This window comes from Haliscomenobacter sp. (assembly GCF_965225875.1).
Lineage (GTDB): Bacteria > Bacteroidota > Bacteroidia > Chitinophagales > Saprospiraceae > Haliscomenobacter.
In genome coordinates this window covers 564,305-583,937 of record NZ_CBDDBS010000002.1, presented here as the reverse complement: position 1 = coordinate 583,937, position 19,633 = coordinate 564,305, and the positions used below count along the sequence as shown (strand labels likewise).

The window sequence follows — 19,633 nt, the reverse complement described above, 5'->3', positions numbered from 1 at the left end:
GTTTCATTTTGCTAAAGGATCAGATAAGTAAGTAGTTCACTTTAAGCGCCTTATCTGTTCCTTCGGCTCAAGAAAAATGAACACTTATTTTTGCCCACTACTAAAATACTTAAAACCTCGGACATTCCATAAACTTCGAATATACACTCTTCGACTTTCCCGAATTTTTTATCCGCCAGGAGAGGGTCAAGGCCGGAATCGAATACCAATCATTGTGCTTTCCGCCCCTGGCGTAAGAAACTTCCAGGTTTTCAGTATTGGCCGGATCCAGCAATGGATTACTGATGCGGGCCGAAAGTTCGCCCCGGTTGCTTAGCACGTCGCCGTATTTGACCCTTGCACTGCTGACATCGTCAAGATGATCCGTAAGGGTGGATCGGAGAATCAGTTCAGCGCCAATGGTCAAGCGGTCGTTGATGAGAATATTCACCCCCCCACCAAAAGGAATGTTGAATTGGGTCCTACTGTAGCGATTGGGGTAACCCGCCAAGCCCTGGCCTTCAGTAGTAAGGGCCCGCAATTCCAGGATTTGGCCATTAAAATTGATTTTGGGATTGAAGGCAAAAAGCCCCAAGCCAAAGGCAACATAAGGGGAAATGACCGTTTTGTTGCGGGCATAGCCGATGTGAAAAAGATGGATTTCTCCAAGCATTGAAAATTCAGTGATGTTGCTTTGGAAATTGAGCCCCCGTTCTACATTGTTGCTATTGTTGCGTTCATCGCCCATGATTTTGGCCAGGGTAAGTCCGGTCCGGATGCCCAAAAAACGGGAATAACGATGGCGCAAAAATACCCCGGCTGCATAGCCATAATCATTAGGGTAAATGGCGAACTCCTTGGGTGAAAGATCACCCGAATACAAACCGATGCCCCCAGTAATGCCGAAGTCAATATCTTGGCTAATGCCATAAAAAGGTAAAATCATGGCAAGGGCCAGCAACAATTTCTTCATTGGACTCATTTTTCAATTGGACGAGTATCTATCTTTGAGTAAGCTTATCCAAGCTTTTCCGGGCAACGGTAGTCTAACGTATAACAAAGGTCCTAAAGTATACCCTGCACGAGCTTAAATAGTTTACTTTTGCGCACACAAATTAATCCATCATTATGTCAATGGCTAGAAATCGCGCCGATCGTGCCGAAGGAGAACAACGCAAATTGAGCGGAGAACGATTGCGGCGATCTTTAAAGGTATTCCAATATATCCTGCCTTATAAATGGCCATTTATCTGGGGGATGTTTTTTTTGGTTGTTGGTAGTGGCCTCTTCCTGGTGATTATGAAATTGCCCGGGGAAATCCTTAATATCATCTCTGGGGAATCCAAATATGGCCTCAGCACCAATATGGCCTTTTTTGTGGTCATCGCATTGTTGGCGGTTCAAAGTATTTTTTCCTACTTGAGAGTGCAATTGTTTGCTGTGGTCAGTGAAAAAAGTATGGCGGCTTTGCGTCGGGACTTGTACCAAAAGCTGGTCACCCTGGGTATTCCCTTTTTGGAAGAAAGAAGGGTAGGGGAGCTGACCAGCCGCATCACCAGCGATGTAACCCAGGTGCAAGGGGTTGTTTCATTGACCATTGCTGAATTCATCCGCCAGATCATCGTATTTTTGGGCGGGGTGTTCATCATTGTGTTTACCATGCCCAAATTGGCCTTGATCATGTTGGCCACAGTGCCCATTGTCGTCATTTCAGCTATGTTTTTTGGGCGCTACATCCGCAAACTGATGCGGGCTCGCCAGGATCAATTGGCTGAAACGAATGTAGTGGTAGAAGAAACCATGCAGAGCATTCAAACGGTCAAAGCCTATACCAACGAGGATTTTGAGGTCAAAAGATACGGTGCCAGCCTTACCGAAATGGTCCGCATTTCGCTCAAGGCAGCACGGATGCGGGGGCTTTTTGCGGCATTCATCATTTTTGTGATGTTTGGCGCCCTGTTTTTCATCATTTGGCAAGCGGCAATCATGGTGGAAAAAGGAGAGATGTTGAAAGGGGACTTGCTCGATTTTGCAGTCTTTACGGGCATCATTGGCACGGCCATTGCCAGTCTGGGTAACTTTTACACCGAAATTGTTTCTGCCATTGGGGCCACCGAAAGGATTCTGGACATCATGGATCAGCCTTCCGAGGTGACTGTGCAAACCCTAACTGCACCCGAAGGTAAAGCACGTTTTAGTGGCCAAATCAGCTACCGCGACGTTCACTTTTCTTACCCCAGCCGCCCGGATGTACCGGTGCTCAAAGGGGTGAGTTTTGACATACCGGCAGGCAGCAAAATCGCTCTGGTTGGGGCCAGTGGTGGTGGCAAGTCTACCATCATGCAGTTGCTCTTACAGTTTTATGGATTAGGGAGTGGTGAAATTTTGGTGGACGGTCAGTCTATCTATGCCTACGAATTGAGCCTGTATCGGCAAAATATTGGCATTGTGCCCCAAGAGGTGCTGCTTTTTGGCGGCTCCATCCGCGAAAACATCGCTTACGGCCGCCCCGGCTCCAGCGATGAGGAGATCATTCAGGCAGCGCGTCAGGCCAATGCCTGGGATTTTATCCACTCTTTCCCGGAGGGATTGGATACGCTGGTGGGGGAAAGAGGGGTGAAACTCTCCGGTGGCCAACGCCAGCGCGTTGCCATTGCCCGTGCAATCTTGAAAGACCCAGCTATTTTATTACTGGATGAAGCGACTTCATCTCTGGATGCCGAGTCCGAAAAACTGGTGCAGGAAGCGTTGAACAAACTCATGGTTGGTCGTACTTCCATCATCATTGCCCACCGCCTCGCCACCGTACGGGATGTTGATTGTATTTATGTCCTCGATGGTGGGACCATCATTGAAAAAGGCACCCACGATGAACTGTCGGCCATCCCGGATGGAGCTTACAATGCTTTGGCAAAATTGCAGTTTGAACTAGCGTAAATATTTCTTCGTGCACACGACGGACGTTTTGCTCGGAGGACATCAATTGCCCCTGGCTTCAGCCTGGGGGTAAAGGAACACCCACAGATATGGGCTTTAGCCCAAGCTAAAAAATTAGAGCTTGGGCTAAAGCCCGATCAAAAAGGGAAACCCGATCCACGCGCTAAAGCACGTGGCAATTCATGTCCTCTGCCTCTAAAAAATAAAAATGTCGAGGTGTGCGTGGCTAAATTGAATAAGCATGAAAATAAATATTCCCGAAAGCACCCTGGAACGCATCGTCATCGTCGGCGGTGGTTTTGCGGGTCTGCTACTGGCCAAAAAACTCCTCAAAGCCAATTACCAGGTGGTTTTGATCGATAAAAACAACTACCACCAGTTTCAACCCTTGTTTTATCAAGTGGCTATGGCGGGTTTGGAGCCCAGTTCAATTGCTTTTCCATTGCGTAAGTTTTTTCAGGGCTATTCCAATGTTTTCATTCGGGTCACCGAAGTAACAGCCATTGAATACGACAAAAAACGCCTGCAAACGCCTCTCGGGATCGTCAACTACGATCACCTAGTGATTGCCACGGGGGCAGATACCAACTTCTTTGGCAATGCCGCTTTGGCTGCCAAAGCCCTGCCCATGAAGTCGGTCTCTGAAGCCCTTTACCTGCGCAACCGCATTTTGGACGATTATGAAAAAACCTTGTCGATCACCGATGAAACAGAGCGCCAAGGCTACATCGATATTGTGATTGTAGGCGGTGGACCAACTGGTGTAGAAGTAGCTGGTTCGCTGGCCGAAATGCGCAAATACATCCTGCCCAAGGATTACCCCGAAATGGATTGCTCCGAAATTGAGATCATCCTCATCCAAAGTGGAGATCAATTGTTGAAGGGTATGTCCGACGAGGCAGCCAAAAAAGCCCTGGAGTTTTTGCAAAAAATGGATGTCAAGGTCATTCTCAACAACCGGGTAACCGCCTATGATGGTGAAATCGTGACCATGAAAGACGGTACTCAAATCCGTTCGCGCAAGGTGATTTGGGCCGCCGGAATTGTAGGCGCCCTATTTGAAGGTTTCCCTACCGAAGCCATTGGCCCGGGCAACCGCCTCAAAGTTGATAATCATTGCCGCGTAGCAGGGATGGAAAATGTTTATGCGTTGGGTGATGTGGCCTTGATGAGTGGAGATGAAGCCTTTCCCGAAGGACACCCCCAAGTGGCCCAAGTGGCCATGCAGATGGGCCTTTATCTTGCTGAGGCATTTACAAAAAAACAAAAAGGAAAAACGACTGTCGCTTTCAAATACCGCGATTTGGGCTCAATGGCCACGGTCGGTCGCAATAAGGCAGTAGTGGATTTACCCCGCTTCAAGTTTCAGGGTTTCTTTGCCTGGTTGGTATGGCTTTTCGTGCACCTTTATCAACTCCTTGGAGTGCGCAACAAAGTAATGGTTTTTATCAACTGGGTCTGGAATTACGTGACTTATGATCAGTCATTGAGGTTGATGATTAGGCCGTTTGTGCCAAAGAAAGGTAATGATAAGTGATGAGTGTTGAATGATGAATTGCTACCGCAGTGACAATTCATCATTCATCACTCATCATTCATCACTATTTGCTCGCCACCAGGCTCACTTCCAGATCAAACTCATCGTAGATGGCCTTATCGCCCAAATCCTGGAAGAATTTGCCAGAGCGGTACTTGATATCGTAGTTGGTACGGTCAACTTTGATGGCAGAAGTACCTACAATTTTACCACCTTCGTTTTTCACTACAGCGTCAAAAGTGATTGGCTTGGTGATGCCTTTGATGGTAAGGTCTCCAGTTATACTGAAACCACCAGGTTTGCCGTTAGGAGCAATTTTGGTAGATACAAAAGTTGCAGTTTTGTGCTTTTCTACGCTGAAAAAATCGTCGCTCAACAAGTGGCCTTTCAGTCTGTCCGCCCCCTGGCCACTAATGTCTTCAACAGTCAGGGTAGTCATGTCTACTTCGAAGCTGGCTTTGCTCAATTTGGTTTTGCTCATTTCAATTGAGCCGCTTTTCAAGCTGAGTTTGCCAAAGTGTTTGCCCGTAACTTTGTAAGCAGTCCACTTCACGGTGCTACCTGCTACGTCTACTTTGTAAGCAGCAGCTTTTTCAACTGGATTGGTAAACGCAAGGCTCATCACTGCTGCGAAGGCCATAACAAAAGTCAGATGTTTCATTTTTCTGTTTTAATGGTGATTTGTACAAAAAATATAAAGCACAGGGCTGTTATCCCCGCATTTTATCCAACAATTCATTGAGTTGCCGAGATTCTTCCTCGGTCAGGTGTGCAAAATTACTGCGAATGTTGCCTTCCATGAGGGCGGCTGTTTCATCCAGCAGTTGCAAACCTTTGGGGGTGATGGTAATGTCTACCCGGCGGCGATCCATCGGGCATTCCAATCGTTCTACCAAAGCTTTTTTCTTGAGTTTTTCAACCAAACGAGAGGCATTGGAGTTATTATCCAGCATACGTTCGGTGAGCGTCTTGATCGTTGCAGGTTGATCGCCCATCCCCCGCAAAATGCGCAGGATGTTATATTGCTCCTGCGAAATGCCGAAGGGGCGCAATATGCGGGTAGCCACCTGGTTCCACCACGAAGCCGTATAAACCAGATTCACAACGGCTTTCTGGAATTCCGAGCTAAATGGTTTATTCTGTTTGATTGCTTTTTCAATTCTCATAACGCTGCAAATATATGTCTATACATTGAATGTTGCAACATTGTTTAACGGAAAAGTAATTTTTTTTGAAAATTTGTCTGCACCACCAGGATTTGTACCTTTACAGGCTCGACCAATTTTCTCAACATGCCCTGCCCAAACCCATGACTTTAGTCGTGGGCTGACCACGACCAATTTCTTTAATCATTTGAATTTGAACAAGAAATGAAAATTTTAATCATTGGGGGCGGCAATATGGGGCTCACCTACGCCCAAAGTTTCCTGCGTTCGCACATCGCCACTAAAGAAGACATGATGATTCTGGAAAAGTCACCCGAACGGGCGGCGATTCTGGCGCAAAAGGACATTGGTACGGTGTACGGCACAGCGGAAGACTGTCTTCAGCGGGCAGATTTGATCATCCTGGCCGTGAAGCCACAAGATACCAGTTTACTTTTTGATAGCTTGCGCCCTCATGTACACCCCCAACAGGTGTTTTTGTCGATTATGGCTGGGGTGAAAATTGCCACCATTGCAGAATCCCTGCAAGTGAGCAAGGTGATTCGGGCCATGCCCAACTTGCCTGCCCAAATTGGCAGGGGGATGACCGCCTTTACCTCTTCCGATGCCGTGACCCGAATTGAATTGGTGATGGTGCAAAACCTGCTCAACACTACGGGTAAAACGGTTTACGTCGAAGATGAATCCTTTATTGATGCCTCTACCGCCATTTCAGGTAGTGGCCCCGCCTACGTATGGTATTTTATGGACGCCATGATGGACGGTGCCAAACAAATGGGTTTTTCGCACTCTGAGGCGGAATTGCTGGTGAGTCAAACTTTTTTAGGTGCAGTGGAATTGTACCTGGCGACCAACCTCTCTTGTGAAGAATGGATCCAACGGGTAGCTTCCCGGGGTGGAACGACTGAGGCTGCCTTGAAATCTTTTGGCGAAAATGCCTTGAAAGGAGATATTGTGAGCGGGGCATTTGCGGCTTTGCATCGCGCAGAGGAATTGGGAAAGAACTAAATCAGTTTTAATAAATCACCAACAGGGTTTTGATTTTGTGTAAGGATTTTTTTTATCTTTACAAAATCAAAACATCCTGTATGGTAAACGGCGCTCTTGGTTTTTTGTTGATTGGCCTCTTGATCGGAGCTATACTCGCCTGGATTTGGGCGCGTTTGCGTTTACAAACCCATGCGGTACTCAAAACGGACCTGGACAAACAGTTCGTCAGGCGAGAACTGCACGAGGCCAATGAACGGCAACTCCTGGCCCTTCAACAGGAGCTCCGCCAACGTATGGAAGAGCTCCGCCAACTCTCCGGCCACTTGGCCTCCCGCGATCAAATGATCATCAACCTCGACGACAAACTACACCACCAAAAGCAGGAATTGGAACAACTCCAGACCCGCTTCCGCACTGAATTTGAAAACGTAGCCAATCGTTTATTGGAGGAAAAAAGCCAAAAATTTACGGCACAAAACCAGGAGCAAATCGCTGCCCTCCTGAACCCTCTCCGCGAACACATCCGCGATTTTGAAGATGTAGCCGAAAAACGGTTCATCGAAGAAACCCGCGACCGCATTTCGCTCAAAAAGGAAATTGAACAACTCCGCGAACTCAACACCCAACTCAGCGCGGACGCCAACAACCTGGCTACTGCCCTCAAAGGCGACAACAAAACCCAGGGCGACTGGGGGGAATTGCAATTGGAAGTGCTACTGCAAAAAGCGGGCTTGAGCCGCGATGTGCATTACCGCACCCAGGCTAGTTTTGTGGATGAAAATGGCCGGGCCAAACGTCCCGATTTTATCATCATTTTGCCAGAAAATAAACACCTCATTATCGATTCCAAGGTGTCCCTTACTGCCTATGAGCGTTACTTCCAGGCCAACGATGACCTGGGGCGGCAGGTTGCAGCCAAGGAACACCTGGACAGCCTGCGTCGCCACATCCGCGATTTGAGCGAGAAGAACTACCAGCAATTGTACCAGATCAATACGCCGGATTACCTGATGTTGTTTGTACCCATCGAACCAGCTTTTGCGCTTGCCTTGCAGCAGGATCAAAAGTTGTTTACTGACGCTTTGGAGCGCAACATCGTACTGGTGACCACTTCAACCCTACTGGCGACCATGCGCACCGTTTCCTTCATCTGGAAACAGGAACGTCAGAAAAACAATGTACTCGAAATTGCCCGCCAAAGCGGCTTGTTGTACGATAAGTTTTGTGCTTTTGTGGAAGACTTGAAATCCATTGGGACCCGTTTGGATCAAACTCAACTGGCTTATCGGGATGCGATGAATAAACTATTGGAATCTCCCAAATTTGGCGATACGCTGATTGGCCGTGCTGAGCGCATCAAGGAATTGGGGGCTAAAACCTCGAAGCAATTGCCAAAGGATTTATTGGATCAAGTGGAGGCGCTACCCTTGGATGATGGGCAAGAAAACTTCAATGAGGACGACCTGAGGTGATGCTTAGGTGCCTTAGGTGGTAAAAGAAAGTTGTAACTGCTTTTTTCACCACCTAAGAAACCTAAGGCACCAAAGAGTCACCTTAGGGATTATACTTTTAATTCAAGGATTTGACCAAACCACTTTTAGCGGAAGCTTTGGAATCGCTGACATGTTCAAAGTTGTGAAGCGGAATTTTCAACACAATCATAAAGGTTTCCTCCTCATCAAAAACCTGCAACTCGTACTGATCCTCATACAATAAATCCAGCCGTCGCGATACGTTTTTTAAGCCAATTCCTTTGGTGTATTCCGCCTCGGGTTTGTTGTCGTCTTCCGCTTTGCTGTTTTCCACCCGCAGGCTGAGTTGGTCTTCTTTCAGGGTAAGGTCAATGCTGATGAAAGCTTCTTCGACTTCTTTACTCACCCCGTGTTTAAAAGCATTTTCCACAAAAGGCAACATCAACAATGGTGGAATTTGCTGGGTACTGACGTCTCCCTTGACCGAAAAACTCACCTCCAGGCGATTGCCATATCGGTATTGTTCCAACTCAATGAGGTTTTGCATCTGTTGGATTTCCTTGCGCAAGGGAATCAATTCTACGTTGCAATCGTACAGCATATAATCCAGGAGGTGCGACAGTTTGAGCACCACTTCGGAAGACTTGGGTGAATTTTGCAGGGTTAGTGCATAAAGCGTATTCAAGGTGTTGAACAAAAAATGAGGATGGATTTGCCCCTTCAGAAATTTCAGTTCAGCATCCAGTTTTTCTTTGCCCAATTCCTGACTAAACCGCTCGGTTTGGTAGTTTCTTTTGATCAACTTAATAGCAGAGGCTGCAAAAACCACCAGGTAGACAATACTCGATCGTTGGATGGCTTTAGACAGGCTGGTCAGCGGATATTTTTCGTAATCGTAATCCGGGATGTAGATCGGAACATAAAAAGTGTGCATCAGCAAGCGATCTGCGTACCCAAACAAAATGGCCGAAAGCAAAAACATCAATATCAGGCTAGGGTATTTGCGCGCATCCAAAAAACGGGGAATCAAATAATACAAGGTAAAATACACCGCTAGCATCTTAACGGGCAGGGTTGCAATCACCTCCATGAAACCCCGCCAGTAATCATCACGGGTGGAGCCATAAAGCAACGTGGCGTACAACATGTAGATGGTCCAAAACAAACCATGCGACAAAATGCGGTAACGAGGGGAGAGAAATTTTTGGATCACTGTCATAGGATTCCCTCTTTTTAGCGTTTGAGGAGTTTAGAGCATGTCTAATTTTTTTTGTTTTGCTGCAAATAGCCCAATTTGGGGTGAATTTCGTTCCGAAAATGCTCATGTAGCGCTGCTACACTCCGCTTTTCGTGCCTCATTCACCCCAAATCGGCCTCATTTTCGCTTAAAACAAAAAAATTAGACATGCTCTTAGATTTTGGGTAAAATTAATTCAATTTTTAATCTTCCGTTGGGAATGGCGATCAATGACAGCGCTTTGAGGCTGAATGTCGACAAATGGATTACATCGGCCACTTAACGAATAGGGAAGTGTTGGCTAGAAAAACCGAATGATCGGCTAAAATGGGGGGATTATCGATAGAAAATGGAGGGTCAAACCTTATTTCAAGGGCAATCGAGCAGCTTCGCTGTATCCTGTTTTTCGTCTTGGTAACTTAAACAAGCGCTAAAATTGCAGCGAAGCTACACGATAGCAACGCAGAAAATTAACTTTCCGATTTAGGTTTTGAATAGGAAGTCGAACGCTTCATTTCAAGTGAGCTTCCTATTCAAAAGCCTCTAATAAAATCGGGAAGTAATTTTTTGCGTCATATATAGTTGGTAGGTCAACCATTTACTTTCCCTTCACCCATTTTTTTACCGCCATTTTCCCATCAGCACGCAAAACCTGCACGAGGTAAGTACCTGGTGCAGCACTCAACACGCTCATTTCCAGGATTTGTTGCGGCAAAACCCTTTCCGAGTTGCTTTGGATGATTTTTCCATCCAGACTCAGCAGGATTGTTTGCAGGATGGCTTCTTCGCCCAGATTTTCCAATTTCAACACCTCCTGACCTGGGTTGGGCGAAAGTTGGAATACTTTGTTGGCATCAATCAATGCTTCGCGTACACTCGTAAGTGCGGGTGCGTAAGCATCCAGATTGTCGAAGTAGTAGGTATGGCTCGTAAAGGTATTGGGCTTGAACAGCAGCACGTATTGATCAATTGCAGTGGAAGCAGTCCCCCCGTCGGGCCGATCGAGGTACGCCAACTCCAGGCGTTCCCATTCGTTTTGTTTGGTCGTAAAAGCCTGGTAACGGCTGTGGCGACCAGTTGGGTAATTTTGCGCCGAACGGGCAGTGTTCTCAGCCTGAAAAAGGATTTCAGTGCCTACCGGCGCATTGGTGTATACGTCAATGAAAAACTTCCGCTCCTTAGAGAGGAAGGGGCCCAAATCGCTGATGGGTTTGCCTTGGTAAACGACGACGTCGTATTGGGAACCACCATTGCGCACATACTTGCCCACCAATGGTGTGCTGTTGATGCCAGCAGTATTGGGGTTGGCAAAATTGTCGCTGAAAGTACCATTAGAAAAGGCCAACTTCAGGGGGGAACTGTCGTCAAAATTCTCCAGGGCGCTTTCTTTCGCCAGGCCGGGCTCCACTCTTACATATACACTCAAGGTCTTTTTTCCACAAGCCGTTTCCACCTCTGCTTTTAACTCCCCACTGCTGGATCCCCATTTGATGACCACATCGCTGCTGCCTTGTCCGGAACTGATTTCAGCACCAGCCGGGGCTGTCCAGGTGATCTTGGCTGTATTGTCCACACCATTGAGGGTGTAAACGGTAAAAGGGGCTTTAAAAGGGACCGAACGAGGGCCACTCAAAGACTGGGATTTGGTGTCATAAACCCGCACATAATCCACTTCCATCACTTGTGGGAAAACCGTGCTGCCATCGGGGCTCCCGGGCCAGTTACCACCTACCGCCAGATTGAGAATGAAGTGAAAACGTTGGTCAAAGGGCCAACGTTCGGGGGCCACATCGGTGGTTTTTTTGGTGGAGTACAAATAATCGTCGATGTACCAGCGGATTTCGTTGGGTTCCCATTCTACTGCGAAAAGGTGGAATTCCTTGCTGAAGTCTTCCCGATAAGCATCATAAGATCCGCCTGAAGATTTATTGTTCGGCCAGTCGGGGCCAAAGTGGATCGTTCCATATATTTTTTTTGGTTCGCGGCCAATGTATTCCATGATGTCAATTTCACCACTTTTCGGCCAGCCACCGTATTTGTCATCAGTGGGCATCATCCAAAAGGCTGGCCAGATCCCTTGGCCGTAAGGCATCTTGATGCGTGCCTCCATTCGGCCATAGGTAAAATCAGCCTTGTTGATGCTGCGGATGCGGGAGGAGGTGTAGGCATTGCCGCCGAGATTTTCGCGTTTGGCGGTGATTTTGAGCAAACCATTGCCCACCGAGGTGTTTTCTGGACGGTAATTTTGTAGTTCGTTGTTGCCCCAACCGCCGCCGCCGGTTTGGTGGGTCCATTTTTGCAGGTCAAGGCTGGTTCCATCAAATTCTTCCGCCCAAACCAGTTTTGGGCATTGGGCATGCAGGTGAGTGATATCCAGGTAGTAGCTGCCCAGTAGTAATAAAACTAATCCGAACCGTTTCATGATCATGTAGGTTGTATAATATTGAGCAAAATAGCTTTCAAATATCTTTAACTTTTGCGAATTAAAAATGTTGCCAACGGATTTGTACGAAAACCCCGTCTAACTAAAAAAACAAAAACCATGCGCAAGCTCCTATTTTTTATACTTGTTGTAACCGGATTGCAATTTTGCACAGATGAGGAAGCTGTAGCGAAACTGGAAGGTTATACTGAAAACGAGGCCATTCTACAGAATCAACTGCCAGTTGATGGTTGCGATTGGCATTTTGGGGTGGATCTTGGCGACGAATGGGGCCAATTCGTGCCCAATAAAGCCAGCCAATCCAAGGTGGATGCCCTCATCAAGCAGGCTTCAATGGAATTTGGAATCGCCCAGGTCAGGGTCAAAATGCGTTACCGGCTTACCGGAAACCAAAAAGAAGTGCAATGTGGCTGGAACACAAAGACCAAAATGGAGGAAATTGATATTGCAAGTATTGAAAAACTGTAATAAATAAGGAGTGATGAAAGATGAGTGATGAGTGATGAATTGATGGGAAATTCATCACTCATCACTCATCTTTCATCACTCCTTATCTACTTCCCGAAAATACCTCGCTGGCTGCCCCGCCCAAACTTGCCCTGCTGGTACATCCTTGATCACCAGTGCCGAAGCGCCAACTAGCGCGTAATCTCCGATTTTACAAAACTCAATCACAGTGGCATGCAGCCCGATCGTGACTGCTTTCCCTATGCTGATGCGGGATCCGACTACGCAGGTTGCCGTGATGTGGCACAATGGGCCAATAACCGTGTCGTGCCCCACCAGCGTATGGGTAGAAACGATGGTGCATTTGCCAATTTTGGCATTTTGAGAAATGGAGGCAAACTGCATCACACAAGCACCTGGTGCCAATTCCACCGTTGGCGCAATGAAAGCCCGCTTGCTGATGATGTTGGGTAGTCGGTCATCGGGTAGGTTGCAGCGCAGGAAGACCTCTTCGGTGAGGTAATTGCGATTGGTCATGTGGATGGTGAAGGCAAAGTAATAACCTTCCTCGATGAAGCGGGGAATATCAGCAATGGTACCCAAAACCGGATATCCGTGGATGATTTGCCCCATGTCGTAATCATTGCAATACCCGGCAATTTCGTATTCCAAATCGCCAAAATTGCGTCGATTGTCCTCCACGACCTGAGAAATCAAGGCACCTTTACCAGCGCCACCAATGATGATTATTTTTTTTGCCAAAGCTTCTGGAATGATAAGTGATGAACGATGGGTGATGAATTATAGCCAAATGTATAAAGAATCGTTTTCAAGTTCGTACTGTAGTTTGGCTAAACGAAGTCGAGAGCTAAAGCCGTTGACCATTCCATCTTCTAGATTGAATTCCCAGCCATGCCAGGGGCAACGGAGTACCGGGTGCTCCGAGTCCAAATTAAGGTTTTGTGCCGATTCTACCACCAATTTGGAGGTGATTCTTCCCTGACAAATGGGGGCTCCTGCGTGCGGGCAACTATTGAGGATCACAAGGGGAGCTCCCTGGAATAATGTCGCGCCCACTGAACGATTTGCTACCTCTCGAATGACAAACCGCCCTTCCTCCAGTGCGCCTAGCTCAGCGAAGTAGTGTTTGGTTTTCATAAGCCTGGCTGTTTGAAAAATTTGTACCAGGCGGCAGCATTGTTGTAAAAAATACCCTGCTCCCATTCTTGAGGGATAAAGCGCCGGATAAAATCAGGCTCATCGGCATCCCAATGGGGGTAGTCACTGCCAAAAACCAGGTTGTGTTGCAAGTCCCCGGCTTCAATTACCTTCTGCAATTTATCGGCCTCACTGGGCTCATAAATGGGTTGAATGCCAAATTTGAAATGCTGGTAAATGTACTCCGAAGGCAATTTTTTCAAGGCTGGTGCTAAACGATGTAGCGCTTTGTAATCCTTATCAAAACGCCACAACAAGTGAATGACCCAAATGAATCCACCTTCCATCAGCAGGAATTTCAAATTGGGTAATTCTTCCAATACGCCCGAAGACACCAACATCACCAATTGCGATAGGTAGGGCAAACTCACCAGCGTGTGGTAGTCCATATAATTGAAAGGCATCCCTACGGGTGTGATGTCGGGAGCACTTGGCCCGGGTTGCCGAAAGTGCAAGGCAATGACCAGGTCCATTTCGGCAGCAGCCCGTAAAATCGGACGGTAAAAAGGATGCGCCAGGGGTAGGGTAGTGGCTGTTGGGATGCTTACTTGTACTACTTTGGGATGTGCGCCCCAACGGTAAATTTCAGCAGCCGCGGCTTCAGGATTTTGAACGGCGAGGTGTAGGGAGCCTAAAAAACGTTCATCCTGTTTGAGCCAGGTTTCTACCAGCCATTGGTTGTACGCACTGGCCAAAGCGGCAGGGTATTCAGCATCAGGCATGTAGGAAAGCCCGGAAATACCTTCCCCGGTCAGGACGGCGTAATTGATGGGGAATTTATCCAACAATTGAGTTTTCAGCAGGGCATAATCCGATCCAGCTGGGCCGTTTTCAGGTTTGGCATCCAGTCTTTTTGCCTGTACGCTGCTGTAAAATGTTTCAAGCGGGTACCCAAATCCTTTCTCCTTCAAACGCGACAGCCAGGGCTCCGGCAAATAAGGATAGAGCTCAACCTGAGAGCGGTAAGTATTGTGAACGTCGCAATCAATGATGGAAAGGGTTTTAGGAAACATGATGTCTAGATGAGCGAGTAAATGAGGACAATAACCACAATCACCAGCACAATCACGGTAAGGGTTTGATAGAAGCGACTGTGTTCATACTTGATGCGATAGAGTAGTTCCATGGCATCTGGCCACTGAAGGCGCTTCCCCAATTTTTCGTTGACCATGACGAAGTATTTTTCATTCCCCAAACGCAACTGATCTCCGTGTTTTTGCAGGATGAAAAAGTTTTCATTCATAAAGGACAATTCGTACATTTCGGTACTTTCATAGTCGAGAATCATCCGATTGGGGGCATCCATCAAACGCCAACTGCCATTGCTCACATCGCCATTTTCGATGCGCATGTACTCGCCGCCATCATTGAAAAAATGGAGTACCTGATCGTGAAAGCCATCATCATCCCTGAACTCCAACCAGGATTTACCTACGTAGAAATGTTCTTCGCGCAAGTCTTCACCCCATTGCCGCACCTGCGGAATGATAATGTCCAGGTATTTTTGCATGTTTTCAGCCTCGGGCATCTCTTGGCGTGAGATACTCCGGGCTTCCTTGTAAGCATCTAATAAACGGTTGCGTGCCATGCGTTAGTGGTATACTTCACGCACAAAGATAAGCGCTATTAAATGAAAAGTGAATAGTTAAAATGGAGAGATGAAAGATGGGCAGCACATCAAGTCAGCTTCTTACTTGGTGAGCTTGCTGAATTGGTTGATACATTTTTTTACAAACTCAATAAGAAGGAACATCGCTTGAAAACGCCTTTGCAGCAAATTTTGGATGGGCAGGTTTTTGGATTTGTCTTCCATAGGGACTACATTATGACTTTTTAGAATTTCTCCTGCCAACATACTGCAAAATCCTGATGAATCCTTAGTGTTAGCAGGAGAAATCTTATTTTTCAGCTGCATTTTTCGTTTTCCACTCGCTCCGCTTGCGGAAATACTTGGGATGTACGATCAACAATCCAAAGGACTCGCCATCCTCTTTATAAGTCTTGGAATGGTGATCCCCATGTGCGCGCAGAATGGCGCGGGAGTATTTGCTGTCCAACTGACGGAACCACTTGAAACGTTGGTGGATGTACACGTCGTGGATTAAAAAGTAAATCAAACCGTAAATGGAGATGCCAATGCCCACGAACAACAACCAGCGTTGTGGAGTGGCCAAACCAATTATATAGGAAGTGGCGCTTGGAATAGCAAAAACCAGAAAGAACAAGTCGTTTTTTTCAAAAAAGCCATGTTTTTCATGGTGTGGTTTGTGGTGGTCTTCGTGCCAAATCCACAACCAGCCATGCATAAGGTATTTGTGCGCAGTCCAGGCTACGAATTCCATGCCTAGAATGGTCAAAAGGGTGATTCCAATATAGATGAGCACTTGCATGTGAAGCATATTTTTGTTCAAAAAAAGGTCAAAACTGCAAAAAAGAGCAATTGCATCAATAACAGGGCAACGGCTACTTTGTTGTGAATTTGGCCCTGCAAATAGGCAAAAAGTGAGAGCAAAGGCAGGGAAACCAGGTACCAACCAATGTAGTTTTGCAAAGGTACAACCCCGCCCGGCCATTCCCAAAAATTGTATTGAATGGCTACGGGTTCGATAAATAGGTCAAGAAAGACCATCATGGCTGAGGCCAAGGGCCCTTTTTGCCACCAACTTAGTTTGGGAAAAAACTGGTTGACCGTCACGCCGCAGCAATAACCCAACAACATCCAGTTGACTCCGATCATTAGTGGGGTGTTCCAGAGTTTCCAACCCAGTACTTCTTCATAGGCGTAGGTGCCAAACAACAAACCGGTATTGACGCCAAATACTTCGGCTAAAAAGCCAAAGAGCAACAAAGCACCCAGGGCGATCCCCGTGTTTTTGCTCCAGTGGGGGTGAAACAGTAGCACGGTTCCCAGGGAAACCAAGAGGTTGAGCGGCGTAAGTCGGATGAACTCAGGATGGATGGGCAACAAAATCCCTACGATGCCCACCGCATAGATGATGCCCAGGTAAATGATGCCCAGATTACTTTTGCTGATGCGCATGGATTCAGGGTTTATTCAGGAGATCGTCGACAATTTTTGCCGACAACAAACAAAGGGGAATACCGCCGCCGGGATGCACACTGCCGCCCACAAAATACAGATTTTTGATCTTGGTACTGAAATTGGCATGCCGCATGAAGGCCGACATGCGCTCGTTGGAACTGGTGCCGTATAAGGCTCCCAGGTGCGACCAGGTTTTGCTTTCAATACTGCGGGGCTCCAACACTTCTTCGCAGGCAATCAGGCTTTCCAGATCCACCTGCAAGATCCGATTGATTTTGGCGATGATGTTCCGCCGGGAGCGGGCGATGATGGCATCCCAATCTTGCCCAGCGTTGTAGGGCACATTGATCATCACAAACCAATTTTCACAACCCGCTGGCGCATCGCCAGGACTGTGCTTGGACGTGATGTTGATGTACACCGTGGGGTCGTCGCTCACTTGTCCCTGACTGAGCAGCTGGAATTCCTGCTGGTAATCTTCGCTGAACAAAATATTGTGCATGTTCAATTCCGGAAAATCGCGCTGGACGCCCCAGTAAAAGATCAACGCCGAAGTGGATTTTTCCTGCTGCAACACTTTTTCAGGCTGTGGCGCCTTGGGCAACAAGCGGCGGTAAGCGTGAAACACGTCCATATTGCTGATGACCCGATCGTAGCGCCGCTCTTCCCCGTTTACCCGCAGACCAATGGCTTTGTTGTTGTCCAGCAAAATTTCTTCGACCGTAGAGTTGAAAAAAAAGCGGGCACCTTTTGACTCCGCCAAATGATGGATGGCTTTGGTAATACTGTACATGCCGCCCTCCGGATAAAAGGCACCGATCTGGTGCTCGAAGTGAGGGATGATGGTCAACAGGCCGGGGACTTTGTAGGGGTTGGACCCATTGTAAGTGGCAAAGCGATTAAGTAATTGCACCAGTTTGGGGTGTTGCACCATACGTTCATTGACCCGGTTCATGGTGGTAAAGAGGTCGAACTGCGGGATTTTTAACATGGCTTTCAAGACATCCCATTGGAGCCAGGTATCCCAGCGGTGCAGGGATTTTTCCAAAAATATCCGTCCGCTGAGTTCGTATTTGCGTTGGCTATCGGCCAAGGAGGCTTGTAATTTTTCGGCTTTAACGCCCAGTTTTTCTTCCACTTCTTGGGCAAAATCCGTTGCATCGGCATAGGCGGAGAGCCGGGTTTGGTCTTCCCAAAAGTAATTGCACACTATGGGGAGCCGCTGGTAGCGGAAATGTTCGGCAGGCTCAAGCCCGGCTTCCTCGAACAAGGCATCGACATACTGTGGCATGGTGAACAGGGAAGGCCCGGCGTCGAAGCGGTAGCCCTGGAGTTCAAATTGGGAGAGTTTGCCGCCAGGATAGCTGTTGGCCTCAAAGACTTCTACCTCATGCCCCCGGATGGCCATCCGCGCTGCGGAGGCGAGGCCTGCTATTCCGGCTCCAATAATGGCGATTTTCAAAATGGATGTTTTTGGAGGGGTAACAAAAATGAGTGGAGAAGGTTTTTAGAGATCGGATACTTTTGCTATTGATTGGTTATTGACTCAGTGGCAATTCCACCCAAAACCGCGTCCCCTCATTTTCCACAGTACTAAAACCCATCTTTCCACCCGCATTTTCCACCATCGTTTTGCACATGGCCAAACCCAGGCCCATACCCGATGACTTGGTAGTGAAATTGGGCAAAAAAACCTTGTCCTGAATGCCTGCGGGAATGCCCCGCCCATTGTCTTCCACCATCAAGAGCGCAGTTTTGTCGGCAGTACAAGCGATCGTCACCTTGCCCAGCCGATCCTGTGGGATGGCTTGCAAAGCATTGATGAGCAGATTAGAAATCACCCGCGCCAATTGATCGCGGTCGGCAAAAACCCTGACTGGTTTTTCCGGCAGGCGTAAGTTGATCTCGTTTTGGCCCTGTTCCTGCTGCTGGTACAGGGTGTGGATAGAGCCCAACAGATCGCTCAGGTCAAAGTCTCGGGGAGCAGGACTAGGCATTTGAGCATAATTGGAAAAAGCGTCGGCGATGCGGGTGAGGGTGTCGATTTGTTCGAGCAGGGTTTTGCTCATGCGTTCGACCAATTCGGGGGTATCGGCTGGACTCAATTTTTGTGCCCTTTGCAAATGTTGCACACTCAGGCGCATGGGCGTGAGCGGATTTTTGATTTCGTGGGCCACCTGCCGGGCCATCTCGCGCCAGGCCATTTCTCTTTCGGTTTGTTTGAGGCGCTCTACGCTGGCATCCAGGTCGCTGAGGGCCTGGTTGTAGGCATCCACCAGGTCGCCCAGTTCATCGCGATGCTGGTAACTCAGGCGTTGATTTTGCCCCAAAATCAGTTGGCTCAAGCCCACCCGAATCTGGCTGATCGGTGCCGTAATGCTCCGCGCTACCCAAATGGATACGGCGGCGGCAATGAAGAGGAAAAAGATATAACTGGCGGTGAGGATGTTCAAAAACTCGTTGACACTGGTCTGGGTCGGTTTTTGAAAATAAAAGTAGGTGACCAAAAAGACCAGAATCAAAGCTCCGGCGACCAGCGAAAAAATGGCCAACTGGATGCGCAAACCCCAACTGATGCCCTCGCGCCGCGCCGTACTGAAAACCCAAATGGGCAAATGGGCAATGATGAGCAAAAAGAGATTTGCAAACAAGGTGAATACGAGAGGGAATTGCGCCTTCGTAACGCCCAAAGTAGCCGCACTAAATCCCGCACCCACTCCGGCCAACATCACGAGGGTAACCAATATCCAGGTCAAACTCAGCTCGTCGTCGTCGAGGTACATGTCCAGCAACAAAAAGCAGGCGAAAGTCAAAAAGGGTAAAACGATGATGGGAATACTCAATCCAAACAGCAAATGCAAACCAAAACCCAACAAAGAGCCCAGCGCCATCAAACCCAAACGCTGGTGAAAAGAAATGTTTTGCCCCCGCGCCAACTTAGCCAAACGGTACAGGCATACGAACAACGCCATCAACAACCAGCTCAAGGCCAGCATGATGCCCCAACTTTGCCAGTACAAAAAGTAAGGTTGTTCGAGGCTCCAATTCGCCCCGTATTGTTGTACAACCTCCTTGATGATCCAGGCCAAAATGCTCAAACCCAGCGACCCACTGGCGTAAATTCCGAGTGCAGTCAGTAGTTGTTTTTTCATGAAATAAACCTC

At 47.8% G+C, this 19,633-nt stretch carries 18 protein-coding genes; 5 read left to right on the top strand and 13 right to left on the bottom strand.

Features of this window, described 5'->3' with window-relative positions; translation table 11 throughout:
• Nucleotides 1-109 precede the first annotated feature (109 nt).
• Nucleotides 110-952, bottom strand: a complete 843-nt coding sequence (locus tag ACO08K_RS05270; RefSeq protein ID WP_421795353.1) for a DUF6089 family protein — start codon at nucleotides 950-952, stop codon at nucleotides 110-112.
• Between the two features lie 155 nt (nucleotides 953-1,107).
• Between ACO08K_RS05270 and ACO08K_RS05265 the strand changes: the two genes are divergently transcribed.
• Both ACO08K_RS05265 and ACO08K_RS05260 read left to right on the top strand, forming a co-directional pair.
• A complete protein-coding gene (locus ACO08K_RS05265; RefSeq protein ID WP_421795352.1) occupies nucleotides 1,108-2,916 on the top strand; it encodes an ABC transporter ATP-binding protein in 1,809 nt (602 codons plus the stop codon).
• A gap of 241 nt (nucleotides 2,917-3,157) precedes the next feature.
• Nucleotides 3,158-4,453, top strand: coding sequence for an NAD(P)/FAD-dependent oxidoreductase (locus tag ACO08K_RS05260; protein ID WP_421795351.1), 1,296 nt, complete (start codon nucleotides 3,158-3,160; stop codon nucleotides 4,451-4,453).
• A 64-nt stretch (nucleotides 4,454-4,517) separates the two neighbouring features.
• Here ACO08K_RS05260 and ACO08K_RS05255 read toward each other — a convergent pair whose 3' ends face one another.
• Together ACO08K_RS05255 and ACO08K_RS05250 are read right to left on the bottom strand one after the other, a co-directional pair.
• Nucleotides 4,518-5,114, bottom strand: coding sequence for a YceI family protein (locus tag ACO08K_RS05255; RefSeq protein ID WP_421795350.1), 597 nt, complete (start codon nucleotides 5,112-5,114; stop codon nucleotides 4,518-4,520).
• Between the two features lie 49 nt (nucleotides 5,115-5,163).
• Nucleotides 5,164-5,619 (bottom strand): MarR family winged helix-turn-helix transcriptional regulator, encoded by a 456-nt coding sequence (locus tag ACO08K_RS05250; protein WP_421795349.1) that lies wholly within the window; start codon nucleotides 5,617-5,619, stop codon nucleotides 5,164-5,166.
• Nucleotides 5,620-5,823: 204 nt separating this feature from the next.
• Between ACO08K_RS05250 and proC the strand changes: the two genes are divergently transcribed.
• Both proC and rmuC read left to right on the top strand, forming a co-directional pair.
• Complete coding sequence (proC, locus tag ACO08K_RS05245) at nucleotides 5,824-6,627, top strand: pyrroline-5-carboxylate reductase (protein ID WP_421795348.1); 804 nt, start codon at nucleotides 5,824-5,826, stop codon at nucleotides 6,625-6,627.
• Nucleotides 6,628-6,707: 80 nt separating this feature from the next.
• Entirely contained in the window at nucleotides 6,708-8,081 is a 1,374-nt protein-coding gene (gene rmuC / locus ACO08K_RS05240; RefSeq protein WP_421795347.1) for a DNA recombination protein RmuC, read from the top strand.
• Between the two features lie 97 nt (nucleotides 8,082-8,178).
• Here rmuC and ACO08K_RS05235 read toward each other — a convergent pair whose 3' ends face one another.
• Together ACO08K_RS05235 and ACO08K_RS05230 are read right to left on the bottom strand one after the other, a co-directional pair.
• Nucleotides 8,179-9,300, bottom strand: a complete 1,122-nt coding sequence (locus ACO08K_RS05235) for a sensor histidine kinase (protein WP_421795346.1) — start codon at nucleotides 9,298-9,300, stop codon at nucleotides 8,179-8,181.
• Nucleotides 9,301-9,916: 616 nt separating this feature from the next.
• Nucleotides 9,917-11,740, bottom strand: coding sequence for a family 16 glycosylhydrolase (locus ACO08K_RS05230; protein ID WP_421795345.1), 1,824 nt, complete (start codon nucleotides 11,738-11,740; stop codon nucleotides 9,917-9,919).
• A 120-nt stretch (nucleotides 11,741-11,860) separates the two neighbouring features.
• On the opposite strand from ACO08K_RS05230, the gene ACO08K_RS05225 reads away from it, so the two are divergent.
• Nucleotides 11,861-12,229 carry a hypothetical protein gene (locus ACO08K_RS05225; protein WP_421795344.1) on the top strand — a complete coding sequence of 123 codons (369 nt, stop codon included), beginning with the start codon at nucleotides 11,861-11,863 and terminating at the stop codon, nucleotides 12,227-12,229.
• Between the two features lie 75 nt (nucleotides 12,230-12,304).
• On the opposite strand, the gene ACO08K_RS05220 is transcribed toward ACO08K_RS05225, so the two are convergent.
• The 8 genes from ACO08K_RS05220 to ACO08K_RS05185 form a co-directional block, all read right to left on the bottom strand.
• Nucleotides 12,305-12,970, bottom strand: coding sequence for a sugar O-acyltransferase (locus tag ACO08K_RS05220; RefSeq protein WP_421795343.1), 666 nt, complete (start codon nucleotides 12,968-12,970; stop codon nucleotides 12,305-12,307).
• 39 nt (nucleotides 12,971-13,009) lie between these two features.
• Nucleotides 13,010-13,366: a Rieske (2Fe-2S) protein gene (locus ACO08K_RS05215; protein ID WP_421795342.1), complete on the bottom strand. Its 357-nt coding sequence runs from the start codon at nucleotides 13,364-13,366 to the stop codon at nucleotides 13,010-13,012.
• Entirely contained in the window at nucleotides 13,363-14,439 is a 1,077-nt protein-coding gene (locus tag ACO08K_RS05210) for an amidohydrolase family protein (protein WP_421795341.1), read from the bottom strand. Before ACO08K_RS05210 ends, ACO08K_RS05215 begins: the two co-directional genes overlap by 4 nt.
• Before the next feature lie 5 nt (nucleotides 14,440-14,444).
• The gene (locus tag ACO08K_RS05205) at nucleotides 14,445-15,014 is read right to left on the bottom strand and encodes a hypothetical protein (RefSeq protein WP_421795340.1); all 570 of its coding nucleotides are present in this window, start codon (nucleotides 15,012-15,014) and stop codon (nucleotides 14,445-14,447) included.
• Nucleotides 15,015-15,324: 310 nt separating this feature from the next.
• Nucleotides 15,325-15,816 (bottom strand): fatty acid hydroxylase, encoded by a 492-nt coding sequence (locus ACO08K_RS05200; RefSeq protein WP_421795339.1) that lies wholly within the window; start codon nucleotides 15,814-15,816, stop codon nucleotides 15,325-15,327.
• Between the two features lie 17 nt (nucleotides 15,817-15,833).
• A complete protein-coding gene (locus ACO08K_RS05195; protein ID WP_421795338.1) occupies nucleotides 15,834-16,466 on the bottom strand; it encodes a carotenoid biosynthesis protein in 633 nt (210 codons plus the stop codon).
• A 4-nt stretch (nucleotides 16,467-16,470) separates the two neighbouring features.
• A complete protein-coding gene (crtD, locus tag ACO08K_RS05190) occupies nucleotides 16,471-17,931 on the bottom strand; it encodes a 1-hydroxycarotenoid 3,4-desaturase CrtD (protein WP_421795337.1) in 1,461 nt (486 codons plus the stop codon).
• A 76-nt stretch (nucleotides 17,932-18,007) separates the two neighbouring features.
• The gene (locus ACO08K_RS05185) at nucleotides 18,008-19,621 is read right to left on the bottom strand and encodes a sensor histidine kinase (protein WP_421795336.1); all 1,614 of its coding nucleotides are present in this window, start codon (nucleotides 19,619-19,621) and stop codon (nucleotides 18,008-18,010) included.
• Nucleotides 19,622-19,633: the final 12 nt, after the last annotated feature.

Coding starts and splice junctions, on each gene's coding strand:
- ACO08K_RS05270 (WP_421795353.1), bottom strand. CDS start 952: ATGAAGAAATTGTTGCTGGCCCTTGCCATGATTTTACCTTTTTATGGC.
- ACO08K_RS05265 (WP_421795352.1), top strand. CDS start 1,108: ATGTCAATGGCTAGAAATCGCGCCGATCGTGCCGAAGGAGAACAACGC.
- ACO08K_RS05260 (WP_421795351.1), top strand. CDS start 3,158: ATGAAAATAAATATTCCCGAAAGCACCCTGGAACGCATCGTCATCGTC.
- ACO08K_RS05255 (WP_421795350.1), bottom strand. CDS start 5,114: ATGAAACATCTGACTTTTGTTATGGCCTTCGCAGCAGTGATGAGCCTT.
- ACO08K_RS05250 (WP_421795349.1), bottom strand. CDS start 5,619: ATGAGAATTGAAAAAGCAATCAAACAGAATAAACCATTTAGCTCGGAA.
- proC (WP_421795348.1), top strand. CDS start 5,824: ATGAAAATTTTAATCATTGGGGGCGGCAATATGGGGCTCACCTACGCC.
- rmuC (WP_421795347.1), top strand. CDS start 6,708: ATGGTAAACGGCGCTCTTGGTTTTTTGTTGATTGGCCTCTTGATCGGA.
- ACO08K_RS05235 (WP_421795346.1), bottom strand. CDS start 9,300: ATGACAGTGATCCAAAAATTTCTCTCCCCTCGTTACCGCATTTTGTCG.
- ACO08K_RS05230 (WP_421795345.1), bottom strand. CDS start 11,740: ATGAAACGGTTCGGATTAGTTTTATTACTACTGGGCAGCTACTACCTG.
- ACO08K_RS05225 (WP_421795344.1), top strand. CDS start 11,861: ATGCGCAAGCTCCTATTTTTTATACTTGTTGTAACCGGATTGCAATTT.
- ACO08K_RS05215 (WP_421795342.1), bottom strand. CDS start 13,366: ATGAAAACCAAACACTACTTCGCTGAGCTAGGCGCACTGGAGGAAGGG.
- ACO08K_RS05210 (WP_421795341.1), bottom strand. CDS start 14,439: ATGTTTCCTAAAACCCTTTCCATCATTGATTGCGACGTTCACAATACT.
- ACO08K_RS05205 (WP_421795340.1), bottom strand. CDS start 15,014: ATGGCACGCAACCGTTTATTAGATGCTTACAAGGAAGCCCGGAGTATC.
- ACO08K_RS05200 (WP_421795339.1), bottom strand. CDS start 15,816: ATGCAAGTGCTCATCTATATTGGAATCACCCTTTTGACCATTCTAGGC.
- ACO08K_RS05195 (WP_421795338.1), bottom strand. CDS start 16,466: ATGCGCATCAGCAAAAGTAATCTGGGCATCATTTACCTGGGCATCATC.
- ACO08K_RS05185 (WP_421795336.1), bottom strand. CDS start 19,621: ATGAAAAAACAACTACTGACTGCACTCGGAATTTACGCCAGTGGGTCG.